Annotated in this window: 11 protein-coding genes; 8 read left to right on the top strand and 3 right to left on the bottom strand. The window is 61.4% G+C overall.

Annotated features, from left to right (window positions below; translation table 11 throughout):
* Positions 1 to 49: 49 nt before the first annotated feature.
* Positions 50 to 1,333, top strand: coding sequence for an arsenic transporter (locus QLG12_RS13625; protein ID WP_282474701.1), 1,284 nt, complete (start codon positions 50 to 52; stop codon positions 1,331 to 1,333).
* A gap of 110 nt (positions 1,334 to 1,443) precedes the next feature.
* Here QLG12_RS13625 and QLG12_RS13620 read toward each other — a convergent pair whose 3' ends face one another.
* The gene (locus QLG12_RS13620; RefSeq protein ID WP_197871514.1) at positions 1,444 to 2,394 is read right to left on the bottom strand and encodes a DUF1853 family protein; all 951 of its coding nucleotides are present in this window, start codon (positions 2,392 to 2,394) and stop codon (positions 1,444 to 1,446) included.
* A 115-nt stretch (positions 2,395 to 2,509) separates the two neighbouring features.
* Between QLG12_RS13620 and QLG12_RS13615 the strand changes: the two genes are divergently transcribed.
* From QLG12_RS13615 to pepN, 6 genes are read left to right on the top strand one after another with little or no spacing between them, the layout of a single operon-like run.
* A complete protein-coding gene (locus QLG12_RS13615; protein WP_011333623.1) occupies positions 2,510 to 3,400 on the top strand; it encodes an NAD(+) kinase in 891 nt (296 codons plus the stop codon).
* Complete coding sequence (locus QLG12_RS13610; RefSeq protein WP_282474713.1) at positions 3,397 to 4,371, top strand: metallophosphoesterase; 975 nt, start codon at positions 3,397 to 3,399, stop codon at positions 4,369 to 4,371. The genes QLG12_RS13615 and QLG12_RS13610 overlap by 4 nt, the downstream gene beginning before the upstream one ends.
* Complete coding sequence (locus tag QLG12_RS13605) at positions 4,368 to 5,237, top strand: rhomboid family intramembrane serine protease (protein ID WP_108561247.1); 870 nt, start codon at positions 4,368 to 4,370, stop codon at positions 5,235 to 5,237. The genes QLG12_RS13610 and QLG12_RS13605 overlap by 4 nt, the downstream gene beginning before the upstream one ends.
* A 30-nt stretch (positions 5,238 to 5,267) precedes the next feature.
* Positions 5,268 to 5,528, top strand: coding sequence for a DUF1315 family protein (locus QLG12_RS13600; RefSeq protein ID WP_011333626.1), 261 nt, complete (start codon positions 5,268 to 5,270; stop codon positions 5,526 to 5,528).
* Positions 5,525 to 6,355 (top strand): DUF2797 domain-containing protein, encoded by an 831-nt coding sequence (locus QLG12_RS13595; RefSeq protein ID WP_102687417.1) that lies wholly within the window; start codon positions 5,525 to 5,527, stop codon positions 6,353 to 6,355. Before QLG12_RS13600 ends, QLG12_RS13595 begins: the two co-directional genes overlap by 4 nt.
* 10 nt (positions 6,356 to 6,365) lie before the next feature.
* The gene (gene pepN, locus QLG12_RS13590; protein ID WP_282474700.1) at positions 6,366 to 9,023 is read left to right on the top strand and encodes an aminopeptidase N; all 2,658 of its coding nucleotides are present in this window, start codon (positions 6,366 to 6,368) and stop codon (positions 9,021 to 9,023) included.
* 62 nt (positions 9,024 to 9,085) lie between these two features.
* On the opposite strand, the gene katG is transcribed toward pepN, so the two are convergent.
* A complete protein-coding gene (gene katG, locus QLG12_RS13585; RefSeq protein WP_282474699.1) occupies positions 9,086 to 11,353 on the bottom strand; it encodes a catalase/peroxidase HPI in 2,268 nt (755 codons plus the stop codon).
* Between the two features lie 274 nt (positions 11,354 to 11,627).
* On the opposite strand from katG, the gene QLG12_RS13580 reads away from it, so the two are divergent.
* Positions 11,628 to 12,005 carry a hypothetical protein gene (locus tag QLG12_RS13580; RefSeq protein ID WP_282474698.1) on the top strand — a complete coding sequence of 126 codons (378 nt, stop codon included), beginning with the start codon at positions 11,628 to 11,630 and terminating at the stop codon, positions 12,003 to 12,005.
* 96 nt (positions 12,006 to 12,101) lie between these two features.
* Here QLG12_RS13580 and QLG12_RS13575 read toward each other — a convergent pair whose 3' ends face one another.
* Positions 12,102 to 14,312, bottom strand: coding sequence for an LTA synthase family protein (locus QLG12_RS13575; protein ID WP_282474697.1), 2,211 nt, complete (start codon positions 14,310 to 14,312; stop codon positions 12,102 to 12,104).
* Positions 14,313 to 14,641: the final 329 nt, after the last annotated feature.

Genomic DNA, 14,641 nt, shown 5'->3' with positions numbered 1-14,641 from the left:
TTTTTTTTGTGTGGTCTGATTCTTTCCCTTTTATTGAAGGCTGTCGCGAATGCTCGCTGCGTCACTGATTTTCCTGCTGACCATTACCCTGGTGATCTGGCAACCCAAAGGCCTTGGGGTCGGCTGGAGTGCAACGTTCGGCGCCATCGTCGCGCTGATTTTCGGTGTGGTGCACCTGAGCGATATCCCGCTGGTGTGGCAAATCATCTGGAACGCCACCGGTACGTTTGTGGCGCTGATCATCATCAGTCTGTTGCTCGACGAGGCCGGGTTTTTCGCCTGGGCCGCCCTGCACGTAGCGCGTTGGGGGCGGGGCAGCGGGCGCAAGCTGTTTGCCTTCATGGTGCTGCTCGGTGCACTGGTGTCGGCGCTGTTCGCCAATGACGGCGCGGCGCTGATCCTCACGCCCATCGTGATTTCCATGCTGCTGGCCCTGCGTTTTTCCCCGGCGGCGACCCTGGCGTTCGTCATGGGCGCGGGCTTCATTGCCGACACCGCGAGCCTGCCGCTGGTGGTGTCGAACCTGGTGAACATCGTCTCGGCCGATTTCTTTCACATCGGTTTCAATCGCTATGCGGCGGTGATGGTGCCGGTCAACTTCGTTAGCGTCGCGGCCACGCTGGGCATGTTGCTGTGGTTCTTCCGTCGCGACATTCCCAAGGCCTACGACCCGGAGCAACTTGAACACCCGGAAACCGCCATCCACGACAAAGCCACGTTCTACGCCGGTTGGGCGGTGCTGGTGATTCTGCTGATCGGCTGTTTCGCGCTGGAGCCGTTGGGCATTCCGATCAGTGCGATCTCGGCGGTATGCGCGGCGCTGTTGCTGGCGATTGCCGCGCGCGGGCACAAGATCTCTACGCGCAGGGTGATGAAAGAGGCGCCGTGGCAGATCGTGATTTTCTCGTTGGGCATGTATTTGGTGGTCTACGGGCTACGTAATGCCGGGCTCACTGATTATCTGGCCGGGTGGCTCAATGTGTTCGCCGGTCACGGGGTGTGGGGCGCGGCGATGGGCACCGGGGTGCTGACGGCGTTGTTGTCGTCGATCATGAACAACCTGCCGACGGTGCTGATCGGCCTGCTGTCGATCGATGCCAGCCAGGCCACGGGTGTGGCGAAGGAAGCGATGATCTACGCCAACGTGATCGGCAGCGACCTGGGGCCGAAAATCACCCCTATCGGCAGTCTTGCGACCTTGCTCTGGCTGCATGTGCTGGAGCGCAAGGACATCCGGATTGGCTGGGGGTATTACTTCAGGGTCGGGATCGTGCTGACGGTGCCGGTGTTGCTGGTGACATTGGCGGCTCTGGCGCTGCGCCTTTCCATTTAGACCGAGTCGACTCAATCGCTGGCAAGCCAGCTCCCACAGGTCCAGTGTTCAGCGCATAGCCTGTGGGAGCTGGCTTGCCAGCGATGGGGGCAGATCAGACACCACAGAAATCAGGATTGGCCGGGCACGTTCGGCCACAGATCCGACACCAGAAACAGCCGCTCGGCTTCTTCCCACTCGCCCCGGGCATTTTCGGTCAGGCGCACCATCAGTTGCGCCGGGGCCAATGGTTCGAGTTCATCGAGCCAGGCCTGTAAGTGACCGTTGCTCCAGGTCTGATCCGCCGGGTAGTGCGCCGGCGCCAGCCAGGCGTGGCGGGGCAGGGGTTGCCAGCGTCCGGCCGGGCGCTGGGCGACGAACGCCGGCCAGTCTTTCTGATGCAGCCAGCTGCCACGCAAGTGCTGCGGGTGGGCGCCGCTGGGCGGCACGGACTGACCGGGCCACGGATACAGCAGATACCCACCCAGCCACAGTTGCGCACTGAACGACCCGACATCCAGCGCCGCCAGCACTTCGCGGCTTTCCGGGCGAGCGGAGATCGGCAGCTGATGTTCGCTCAAATGCGCCAGTTTGCGATCCAGTCGATCATGGCAGCCCGGCCCCAGCCACGACGCCGGATTATGGCCGTCGCCGTTTTGCGGGCCGAGGTAGAGCTTGATCGCCAGTTCCAGGTGATGCACACCATCGCGGTCGCGCAGCAGCATGTCCAGCTCGCCGAGGGTGTGGCCTTCGCGGCGGATCGGCAGGTTGGCGGCGATCAGTTCGATGCCCGGCGCGTGTTCCACCGCAAATTGCCACAAACGCTCGTAATACAGGCCCAGGCGCCGGGTGCGGGCCTGGGACAGCCAGTGCAGCAGGCCGTAACTGTCGCGGTCGAGCTGGCGCAGCCAGTGTTCCAGACGTTCGGGGTCGCTGACCCAGTCGCTGCCCGCCAGCGGATGGCGCTGCGGCCACGGGGTCGCGGCGAGCATCGGCGGGGCGAGGATCACCCACGCCAGATCACGCACCTCGGGGTGGCGTAACTGGTGGGGCAACTGCAGCAAATCGGGAAATAGGATCATCTTGCGAGCATAGCCTCAAACACCGGTGCATCCTCGGGGCTGAAAGGATTTTGTCTATCCGGCGCTTTCGCCCATAATCGTGCTTTTGGCCGTCTCAGTCCCCCGCAGGAGTCCCATGGAGCAATTTCGTAATATCGGCATCATCGGTCGCCTGGGCAGCTCCCAGGTGCTGGATACCGTCCGCCGACTGAAACGCTTCCTGCTCGATCGTCACCTGCATGTGATTCTCGAAGACACCATCGCCGAAGTCCTGCCGGGCCATGGCCTGCAAACCTCGTCGCGCAAGATGCTCGGCGAAGTCTGCGACATGGTCATCGTGGTCGGCGGTGACGGCAGCCTGCTCGGCGCCGCGCGGGCACTGGCCAAACACAATATTCCGGTGCTCGGAATCAACCGTGGCAGCCTCGGTTTTCTCACCGACATCCGCCCGGACGAGCTGGAAATCAAGGTCGCCGAGGTACTCGACGGCCATTATCTGGTGGAAAACCGCTTCCTGCTGCAGGCCGAAGTCCGCCGCCACGCCGAGGCCATCGGCCAGGGCGATGCGCTGAACGACGTGGTGCTGCACCCAGGCAAATCGACGCGGATGATCGAGTTCGAGCTGTACATCGACGGCCAGTTCGTCTGCAGCCAGAAGGCCGACGGCCTGATCGTCGCCACACCGACCGGTTCCACCGCATACGCACTGTCCGCCGGCGGCCCGATCATGCATCCCAAGCTTGACGCTATTGTGATTGTGCCGATGTACCCCCATACCTTGTCGGGCAGACCGATTGTGGTCGATGGCAACAGTGAGCTGAAAATCGTCGTGTCCAAAGATATGCAGATCTACCCGCAGGTCTCCTGCGACGGGCAGAACCACTTCACCTGCGCGCCGGGCGACACCATCACCGTCAGCAAGAAAGCGCAGAAGCTGCGGCTGATTCATCCGCTCGACCACAACTACTACGAAGTCTGCCGGACCAAACTCGGCTGGGGCAGCAAGTTGGGTGGTGGAGGCGACTGATGCTCGATCCCGCGCGCAGTTATGACCTGATTGGTGACGTGCACGGATGCGCCTTGACCCTGGAACACCTGCTGGACCGCCTCGGTTATCACAAGCAGGGCGGAGTCTGGCGGCATCCGTCGCGCATGGCCGTGTTTGTCGGCGACATCATCGACCGTGGCCCGCGAATTCGCGAGGCGCTGCACATCGTTCACGACATGGTCGAAGCCGGTCAGGCGTTGTGCATCATGGGCAACCACGAATTCAACGCCCTCGGCTGGAGCACACCGGCGCCTCCGGGCAGCGGTAAGCAGTTCGTCCGTGAACATACCCCGCGCCACGCCCGTTTGCTGCATGAAACCCTGACCCAATTCGAAAACCATCCGCGCGACTGGCACGATTTCGAGCAGTGGTTCTATCAACTGCCGTTGTTCGTCGACGCCGGACGCTTCCGCGTGGTGCATGCCTGCTGGGATGCCGGCCTGATCGAGCCGTTGCGCGGGTTGTTCCCTGATGGTTGCATCGATGAGCACTTCCTCCAGGCCTCGGCCGTACCGGGCAGTTTCGCCTGCACCGTGTTCGATCGCCTGCTGCGCGGCACTGACATGCGCCTGCCGGATGGCCTGACCATGACCAGCGGCGATGGCCTGGTGCGTTCGTTCTTCCGCACCAAGTTCTGGGAAGACGATCCGCAGACCTACGGCGACATCGTGTTCCAGCCCGACGCACTGCCGGAGCCGGTGGCGCAAAAGCCGCTGACCTCCAGCGAAAAGAATTCCCTGCTGCGCTACGGCGTCGATGAGCCGTTGCTGTTCGTCGGCCACTACTGGCGCAGCGGCAAACCGGCGCCGATCCGCCCGAACCTCGCCTGCCTGGATTACAGCGCGGTGCTGTACGGCAAACTGGTGGCCTATCGTCTGGATCAGGAAACCCGCCTCGATCCGCATAAATTTGTCTGGGTCGACGTCGAGCGGCCGGAGGTGCTGCGATGAGTGCCATAGCCGTCCTGCGTGTGCCGTTGGCGGCGGACCTGAGTGGTTTCGTCAAACTGCTGCAACGCATGCAAGTGCCCCATCGTGTCAGCGAAGAGGCGGGTGAGCAGGTGTTGTGGGTGCCCTCGGAAATCAGCGACGACGTACGCTCGCTGTACGAGCGTTTCCCGGCGGGCGACCCGGATCAGCAACTGGAAATTCCGGCGGCGCCGACGTTCAAGCGCCCGAGCTTCGCCGAGCAACTGAAACACGCCAAAGCCACCGGGTTCATTCTGCTGCTGAGCCTGATCGTCGGCGGGTTGACTTTCCTTGGCGATAACCTCGACACCATGCGCTGGCTGACCTTCCTCGATTTCCGGGTGGTCGGCGACTACATCCACTTCACACCGCTGGCCGACAGCCTGGCGGCAGGGCAGTGGTGGCGCCTGTTCACGCCGATGCTGATCCACTTCGGCATCCTGCACCTGGCCATGAACGGCATGTGGTACTGGGAGCTGGGGCGGCGCATCGAGTCGCGCCAGGGCAGCGTCAACCTGATCGGCCTGACGCTGCTGTTCGGCCTGGTTTCCAACTATGCGCAGTTCGCCTGGAGCGGCCCGAGCCTGTTCGGTGGCCTGTCCGGCGTACTTTACGGGCTGCTCGGTCACTGCTGGATCTTCCAGCTGCTGGCGCCGAACCCGGCCTACCGCCTGCCGCGCGGCGTGCTGGCGATGATGCTGGTGTGGTTACTGGTGTGCATGTCGGGGCTGGTCTCGATGATCGGTTTCGGCGAAATCGCCAACGCCGCCCACGTCGGCGGGTTACTCATCGGATGCTTCACCGGTTTGTTGGGCGGTTTGTACAACCGCCGTAAACTGGCCGCCTGAATTTTTTGAATAAAGAGCACGGAGACCCTGATGTCCTCTTTTAACGATTTGATCAAGAACATCACCCCGGACATCTACCAGAGCCTGAAACTGGCCGTAGAGATCGGCAAATGGTCGGACGGTGGCAAGCTCACCGCCGAACAGCGTGAACTGTCGTTGCAGGCGATGATCGCCTGGGAAATGCAGAACCTGCCCGAGGAAGAACGCACCGGTTACATGGGCCCGCAGGAATGTGCGTCGAAGTCGATCGAAGTGCCGAACATTCTGTTCAAGTCGGACGCCCTCCATTGATCGAGATCGGCCGCGGTGCAATCAGCAAAATGTCGGCGCGCCTGGACGGGCCGAACGTGCAGTACGCGTTTCGTCTGGATGACGTCGAGGTGCCGGTCAACCCGTTGATCGGCAGCACGGTGCGTCTGGAATACCTGGGGGCGATTCACTGCACCCATTGCGGGCGCAAGACCAAGACCAGTTTCAGTCAGGGTTACTGCTACCCGTGCATGACCAAACTGGCCCAGTGCGACATCTGCATCATGAGCCCGGAGCGCTGCCACTTCGAGGCCGGCACCTGCCGTGAGCCGGAGTGGGGCGAGAAGTTCTGCATGACCGACCACGTCGTCTACCTGGCCAATTCGTCGGGGATCAAGGTCGGCATCACCCGAGCTACCCAGTTGCCGACCCGCTGGCTCGACCAGGGCGCCAGTCAGGCGCTGCCGATCATGCGTGTTTCCACGCGGCAGCAGTCGGGTTTCGTCGAAGACCTGTTCCGCAGTCAGGTGGCGGACAAGACCAACTGGCGCGCCTTGCTCAAGGGTGATGCGGCGGCGGTGGATCTGGCGCAGGTGCGCGATCAGCTGTTCGAAAGCTGCGCCCCGGGCCTGCAAGGTTTGCAGGAGCGTTTCGGCCTCCAGGCCATTCAGACCATCGCCGACGTCGAGCCGCTGGAAATCCGTTACCCGGTCGAGCAGTACCCGGCCAAGATCGTCAGCTTCAACCTGGACAAAAACCCGATTGCCGAAGGCACGCTGCTGGGGATCAAGGGCCAGTACCTGATCTTCGACACCGGCGTGATCAACATTCGCAAGTACACGGCCTATCAGCTCGCCGTGCATCAATAAGGACTTCAGCATGCGCACCGAACAACCGAAGATGATTTACCTGAAGGACTATCAGGCGCCCGAGTACCTGATCGATGAAACACACCTGACCTTCGAGTTGTTCGAGGACCACAGTCTGGTCCACGCGCAACTGGTGATGCGCCGCAACCCGGCCCGTGGCCCGGGCCTGCCGCCGCTGGTGCTTGATGGCCAGCAGCTGGAACTGCTCTCGGTGACCCTGGCCGATCAGGAACTGAGCGCCGACGATTACCAATTGACCGAGAACCACCTGACCCTGCAACCGGCCAGCGAAACCTTCACGGTCGACACCAGCGTCAGGATCCATCCGGAAACCAACACCGCACTGGAAGGCCTGTACAAGTCCGGCACGATGTTCTGCACCCAGTGCGAGGCTGAAGGTTTCCGCAAGATCACCTATTACCTCGACCGCCCGGACGTGATGAGCAAGTTCACCACCACCGTAGTGGCCGAGCAGCACAGCTATCCGGTGTTGTTGTCCAACGGCAACCCGATCGCCAGCGGCCCTGGCGAAGATGGCCGACACTGGGCGACCTGGGAAGACCCGTTCATGAAACCGGCGTACCTGTTCGCGCTGGTGGCCGGTGACTTGTGGTGCGTTGAAGATTCATTCACCACCATGACCAACCGCAACGTGGCGCTGCGCATTTACGTCGAGCCGGAAAACATCGACAAGTGCCAGCACGCCATGAACAGCCTCAAGAAATCGATGCGCTGGGACGAAGAGGTCTACGGTCGCGTATACGATCTGGACATCTTCATGATCGTCGCCGTGAACGACTTCAACATGGGCGCGATGGAGAACAAGGGCCTCAACATCTTCAACTCCAGCGCCGTGCTGGCCCGTGCCGAAACCGCCACCGACGCCGCACACCAGCGGGTCGAGGCGATCGTCGCCCACGAATACTTCCACAACTGGTCCGGCAACCGCGTGACCTGCCGCGACTGGTTCCAGCTGTCGCTGAAAGAAGGCTTCACGGTGTTCCGCGACGCCGGTTTCTCGTCCGACATGAACTCGGCCACGGTCAAGCGCATTCAGGACGTGGCGTACCTGCGTACCCACCAGTTCGCCGAAGACGCAGGTCCCATGGCCCACGCCGTGCGCCCGGACAGCTTTATCGAGATTTCCAACTTCTACACCCTGACCGTGTACGAAAAGGGCTCGGAAGTGGTCGGCATGATCCACACCCTGCTGGGCGCAGAAGGCTTTCGCAAGGGCAGCGATCTGTACTTTGAACGCCACGACGGCCAGGCCGTGACCTGCGATGACTTCATCAAGGCCATGGAAGATGCCAACGGCGTCGACCTGACCCAGTTCAAGCGCTGGTACAGCCAGGCCGGCACACCGCGTCTGGCGGTGAGCGAGTCTTACGACGCCGCCGCGAAAACCTACAGCCTGACCTTCTGCCAGAGCTGCCCGGAAACCCCGGACAAGGTTGAAAAGCTGCCGTTCGTGATTCCGGTGGAACTGGGCCTGCTCGACCGCCAGGGCAACGAGATTGCCCTGCGTCTGGCCGGCGAAGCCTCGGCCCAAGGCACTAGCCGTGTGATCTCGGTGACTGAAGCCGAACAGACCTTCACCTTCGTCGACATCGCCGAACAGCCGCTGCCGTCCTTGCTGCGTGGCTTCTCGGCGCCGGTGAAACTGAGCTTCCCGTATAACCGCGATCAGTTGATGTTCCTGATGCAGCACGACACCGACGGTTTCAACCGCTGGGATGCCGGCCAGCAACTGTCGGTGCAGGTGCTGCAAGAGTTGATCGGCCAGCAGCAGAAGGGCGAAAGCCTGGTGCTCGACCCACGTCTGGTTTCCGCGCTGCGCACCGTGCTGTCGGACGAGACGCTGGATCAGGCGATGGTCGCGGAAATGCTCTCGCTGCCAAGCGAAGCGTACCTGACCGAAATCAGTGAAATCGCCGACGTGGACGCGATCCACACCGCCCGCGAATTTGCCCGTCAGCAACTGGCGGACAACCTGTTCGAACCACTGTGGCTGCGTTATCAAGCCAACCGCGACCTGTCGAAAAAGACTCCGTACGTAGCCGAGGCCGAGCACTTCGCCCGTCGCGCGCTGCAGAATATCGCGCTGTCGTATCTGATGCTCAGCGGCAAGCCGCAAGTGCTGGCGGCGACGCTGGAACAGTTCGACAGCTGCGACAACATGACCGAACGCCTGACCGCGCTGGCGGTGCTGGTCAACTCGCCGTTCGACGAGCAGAAAGCCAAGGCGCTGGCCAGTTTCGCCGAGCACTTCAAGGACAATCCGCTGGTCATGGATCAGTGGTTCAGCGTGCAGGCCGGCAGCACCTTGCCGGGCGGTCTGGAGCGCGTGAAGGCATTGATGCAGCACCCGGCGTTCAACATCAAGAACCCGAACAAGGTGCGCGCGCTGGTCGGTGCTTTTGCCGGGCAGAACCTGATCAACTTCCACGCGGCGGATGGCTCGGGCTATCGCTTCCTGGCAGATCTGGTGATCGAACTGAACGGCTTCAACCCGCAGATCGCCTCTCGCCAATTGGCGCCGCTGACGCGCTGGCGCAAATATGACAGCGCTCGTCAGGCGCTGATGAAGGGTGAGTTGGAGCGGATTCTGGCTTCGGGGCAGCTCTCCAGCGATGTGTATGAAGTGGTCAGCAAAAGCCTTGCCTGAAGTCTTTTCAGGGCAATAAAAAACGCCGCTCGATGAGCGGCGTTTTTGTGGGTGGGTGAAAACTATTGGCGCAGATCAAACCGATCCAGATCCATCACCTTCGCCCAGGCTGCAACGAAGTCCGTGACGAACTGTTCCTTCGCATCGGAACTGGCGTATACCTCGGACAACGCCCGCAGCACCGAGTTGGAACCAAACACCAGATCGACCCGGGTCGCCGTCCACTTCACGCTGCCGGTTTTGCGGTCGCGGCCTTCGAACTCGGTTTTGGACGTTGGTTTCCATTCCACACCCATGTCCAGCAGATTGCGAAAGAAGTCGTTGGTCAAGGTGCCGGGGCTGTCGGTGAACACGCCGTGCTTGGTCTTGCCGACGTTGGTGTCCAGCACGCGCAGGCCGCCGATCAACACGGTCATTTCCGGCGCCGAAAGCGTCAGCAGTTGCGCCTTGTCGATCAGTAACGCTTCGGCCGGCACGCGATAAGTGCTGGCCGCGTAGTTGCGGAAGCCATCGGTGTGCGGCTCAAGGAAGCCGAACGACTCGACATCGGTCTGCTCCTGAGTCGCATCGGTGCGCCCTGGGTTGAACGGCACGGTCACCGTGTGCCCGGCGTTTTGCGCCGCTTGTTCGACCCCGGCATTACCGGCCAGCACGATCAGGTCCGCCAGCGAGACTTGCTTGCCTGCCGCCCCGGCGTTGAACTCGTTCTGAATGCCTTCGAGGACTTTCAATACCTTGTCCAGTTGCTCCGGCTGGTTGGCCTGCCAGAATTTCTGCGGTGCCAGACGCAGGCGCCCGCCATTGGCGCCGCCGCGTTTGTCCGAACCCCGGAAGGTCGATGCGGCTGCCCACGCGGTGGAAACCAGTTCCGAAACGGACAGCCCCGACGCCAGTACCTTGCCTTTCAGCGCCCGGATATCGCTGTCGTCCACCAGTGGATGCGTGGCCTCGGGAATCGGGTCTTGCCAAAGCAATTCTTCTTGAGGCAATTCCGGGCCGAGATAGCGCGACAGCGGGCCCATGTCGCGGTGGATCAGCTTGTACCAGGCGCGGGCGAAGGCGTCCGCCAGTTGATCGGGATTGGCCAGGAAACGCCGCGAAATCTTCTCGTAGGCCGGGTCGAAACGCAGGGCCAGGTCGGAGGTGAGCATGGTCGGGTCGATGCGTTTGTTCGGGTCGTGGGCGTGCGGAATGGTGCCCGCGCCGGCGCCGTTTTTCGGTTTCCACTGATGGGCACCGGCCGGGCTCTTGGTCAGTTCCCACTCGAAGCCGAACAGGTTTTCCAGGTAATTGTTGCTCCACTTCGTCGGGGTGGTGGTCCAGGTCACTTCCAGACCGCTGGTGATGGTGTCGGCGCCTTTGCCGGTGCCGAAGCTGTTTTTCCAGCCCAGGCCTTGTTCTTCAAGGCCGGCGGCTTCCGGTTCCGGGCCGACGTTATCGGCGGGGCCTGCGCCGTGGGTCTTGCCGAAGGCGTGGCCGCCGGCGATCAGAGCGACGGTCTCCTCGTCGTTCATGGCCATGCGGCCGAAGGTTTCGCGGATGTCCTTGGCCGAGGCCACCGGGTCGGGATTGCCTTCGGGGCCTTCCGGATTCACGTAGATCAGGCCCATCTGCACGGCGGCGAGCGGGTTCTCGAGGTTGCGTTCGCCCTGGTTGGTGCGGCTTTCCTCATTGCCGTGTTCGGCGGGCTCGGCCACCAGTGTGCCTTCGCCCGGCGGCTGCATGGATTCCGGGTCCTTGCCGTAACGGTTGTCGCCACCCAGCCATTTGTTTTCCGAGCCCCAGTACACGTCTTCGTCCGGTTCCCACACATCCGCGCGGCCACCGGAGAACCCGAAGGTCTTGAAGCCCATGGATTCCAGCGCGACGTTGCCGGTGAGCACGATCAGGTCGGCCCAGGAAATGTTGCGGCCATACTTTTGCTTGATCGGCCACAGCAGGCGGCGGGCCTTGTCGAGGCTGACATTGTCCGGCCAGCTGTTGAGCGGGGCGAAGCGTTGCTGACCAGAGCCGGCGCCGCCACGGCCGTCAGCGGTGCGATAGGTGCCTGCGCTGTGCCAGGCCATGCGGATGAAAAGCGGGCCGTAGTGGCCGAAGTCCGCCGGCCACCACTCCTGAGAGTCGGTCATCAGCGCCGTCAGATCGCGTTTGAGGGCCTGGAAATCCAGGCTTTTGAAAGCCTTGGCGTAGTCGAAGTCCTTGCCCAGCGGATCGGATGCGGGCGAGTGCTGACTCAGGATTTTCAGGTTCAGTTGATTCGGCCACCAATCGCGGTTCGTCGTGCCACCGCCGGCGGCGTGATTGAACGGGCATTTCGATTCATTTGCCATGTTCGGATCCTTATCAGGTCTTCTGCGGCCGGCTCGTGCCGACTTCGGACTAGTAAGGCTAGACCCGACTCGGCGAGTCAGCTAATAGGCGAAGTATTGGTATCTGATAGACCTGCTCTCTCACAAACAACGATGAGTAATGATGATGGTGGCGCTTACTTCGAAAAGTGATAAAAAACTGTCGTAAATGACAGTTGGGGCGTGCAGTCGTCAAGTGTAGGTTTGAATTGTGAAAGATATAAAAGCCCCTCCATCCTTAAGGAAGGAAGTTTGTATGAGCCAAAATGTAAATAGACCCAGCAAAGGTACTTTCGAGGCCTCTCTCAATGGCGTGAAGTTTCTTACCAGCACCTTGGTTAAATTTCACGAGTCAAACAAAGGGGACATCATTCAAGGTTATGACAATAAAAATAATTTCATAGTTTTTTTTGTTGAACTATTAGTGGCAGGGCCACATAAAGTGATGTTTGACAAGAACGCACCGGTCGCGTGGACCGTCCAAATCGGCAATCAAATTTTTCCTATCAAATCCGGGCATGTGATCGTAACTTTTGACCAAGATCACGAAAGCGTAAAGGGTACAGTCAATCTCGTTTTGCAGGATGATGAAGGGACGGTGACCGGGGATTTTAATATCACGAACCTGGTTTAACCCAATAAGAAGCCGACTCAGGCAGACAATGCGGCGGCCGGTGCGCTTTACCATCCAGGAGCAGCCTTCGGGCTGCTCCTGGATTGTCCACGGCGATCAACTGGATTGCGCCGTCTCGTCAGCCGGCGTTTCATCGAGCATATCTTCCTGCCCCGGCAGTTCGGTGATCACGCTGAAGTCACTGACTTCCACCGCGCCCAGCCCATACCCCAACAAGTGGAACGAAAACGCCTTGCGCGGTTGCGGGTTGTCGAAGCTGAAATCCATCTCCAGCGGCTGATCCGCTGTGGCGACCATCTCGGTCGGCAGGCCCAGTTGCACGTCCTGCTCGAATTCCTTGGCCTTGAGCTGAATGTACGCCGCCTGCTGCGGATCGACCGAGCGCACGGTCAGGCGCACGCGGGTGTGGGAGCCCTTGGGCATTTCCAGGTATTGCGCGCCGATCAGGTTGTCGGCCCAGTCGTCCTTGATCTGCGCTTGCAGCGGGATGACGTTGGCGCTGCCGAACTGATAGCGCTGGTTGAGCGGGGTGCGCAGCAGCGACAGGTCCAGGGCCGAGGCGCGGGCGGCGATGTCCCGGGCATTCTGGCCGCTGGCGTTGCCCTTGAACGTGGCGCTTTCGGCGATGAATCCTTCACTGGCGTAATTGCGGCAACGGCGTGGCATGTCGCATTCGGTCAGGAGGCCGCGACCGTCGTGATAGCGCAGCTTGCCGTTGGTGAACGACATGATTTCGCGGCCCGAATCGTAATCGCGAAACAGTGAGCGGCCGCTGAGGGCGGAAGGCACCGGAAAGTCGAAATAATCCAGAATCGACGCGCTCAGGTCGACGTGACCGTAGACCCCGGCGTTCAGGCGCGGCAGTTGCGCCTGCTCTGGCGCGAGGGTCAGGTTGAAGCCCCAGGACGACGCGAGACGCACGCCATCGATGCCGTGGGATTCGTCCGAGGTGATGACCACCAGCGTGTCTTTCAGCACGCCCTGGTGTTCGAGGCCGCTGAGAAACTGTTCCAGCGCATCGTCCAGATAACCGACGGCGGCTTGCTTGGGTGTGTCGTAGCGTTGCAGGTATTCCTCCGGCGCGGAGTAGGGCTGGTGAGTGCCGACGGTCAGCAGAGTCAGCATCCACGGCTGTTTCTGCTTTTTCAGGTCGCCGACGTATTTCAGCGCGCCTTCGAAGAACGCCTTGTCATCCTTGCCCCACGGGAATTCCAGGTAGTTGGCATTGGTGAACCACTCCAGGCCATGGGTCGCATCGAAACCGATGTGCGGCATGATCTTGTCTTTGGCCATGAACCGCAGCCCTGCGCCTTGCAGGTAATGCGTGGCGAAACCGTGCTGACGCAATTGCGCCGGCAGACAGGCCTGATTGCGCTCGTGCTGGGTCAGCATTTCCACGCCTTTGGGCGTGCCGTTGTCGAGCTTGTCGTAATCGCCACAGAGCATGGCGTACAGACCGCGAATGGTCTGGTGGGTGTGCAGCACGTAATCCGGGGTGTTCATGCCGCGCTCGGCCCAGCGGCTGAGGTTAGGCATCAGGTCTTCCTGATAATGGCTGCCGATGGCCTGGCGATTGGCGCCGATGTAGGCGCCGGGAATGCCTTCGAGCGCGACGATCAGGACATTGCGCGCCTGGCCCTTGGCCGCCAGCAGCGGGTGACCGTTCAAATCGACATCGGTGAGGCCGGCCATTGGTGGGGGAGCAATCTGAGTGTCGCCGTCCAGCCATTCTTCGGCCTGCATCTGCACGTCGGCGACCTGCGCGGCGAGCAGTTGGTGCGGCAGGTTGTACAGACGCCAGGGGTCGGCATCGCTCGGGTTCAGGTGCTGCGCGCCCCAGTACGCGGAGAACAGCAGCACCGGCGTCGCCCAGGCTGCGCGGGGCAGAGCGGGGGCGGTTCTTCCGCGTCTAGTCCAATGACTCAGCAACCAAAAGGCCAGAGCCACCAGCAGCGCGACCGCCACACCGGGATGGGCGAAGCCGCCGCCGGTGGAGTTTTCCACGAACTGCGGGTCGATCAGGTAATGCAGGTCTGCCACGGTCGGCAGGCGGCCGACTGCGCTGACCAGTTCAGCGGTCGCCACCGCCAGCAATCCCCAGAACAGCAGCACCGGCAGCGCCAGCCACCAGGGACGGCGATGCAACAAAACCAACAGCAGACTGCCGATGGCCAGATCCGACAGATAACCGAACAGGCTCGACCAGCCGAGCGCCGCGCGAAGGCACACCGGCACGATCAGTACCATGAAAACCAGAGAAAGAAGGCGGGCATCCAGGCGCCGCAGCCGTTGAAAAAGAGCGCTCACAAAAAAGACCTTCCAGCCATTAAACCGTCATAAAAGTGTGGGCGATGATACCAAGGGTGGGCTGTCTGATCGCCTTTTTAAACGGCTGGGTGATCCGGTTTTGAAACACTTTGCAAGCCGTTCTGACGGGCCAGGGCCTTGATCGGCGCTGGTCTCAACGGTTTTCAGGCATGCGCGAGGCGGCGGTTTTATTGTTTCAGGCTGTTTAAGCGGCATTCACCTGCGTGTGACATTGTTCCCCCGAAGCGGTGAGCGTAAAGGCGTCGGCCAGCAGCGGGTTGCAGCGGTGTTCGATGGCTAGGGCGCGGAGTTGCAAGCGTTTCTGCAAG

This window comes from Pseudomonas sp. V88_4, assembly GCF_029967985.1.
Lineage (GTDB): Bacteria > Pseudomonadota > Gammaproteobacteria > Pseudomonadales > Pseudomonadaceae > Aquipseudomonas > Aquipseudomonas glycinae.
Note: the sequence above shows the minus strand (reverse complement) of the source record. Positions and strands in the feature narration are given on the sequence as shown.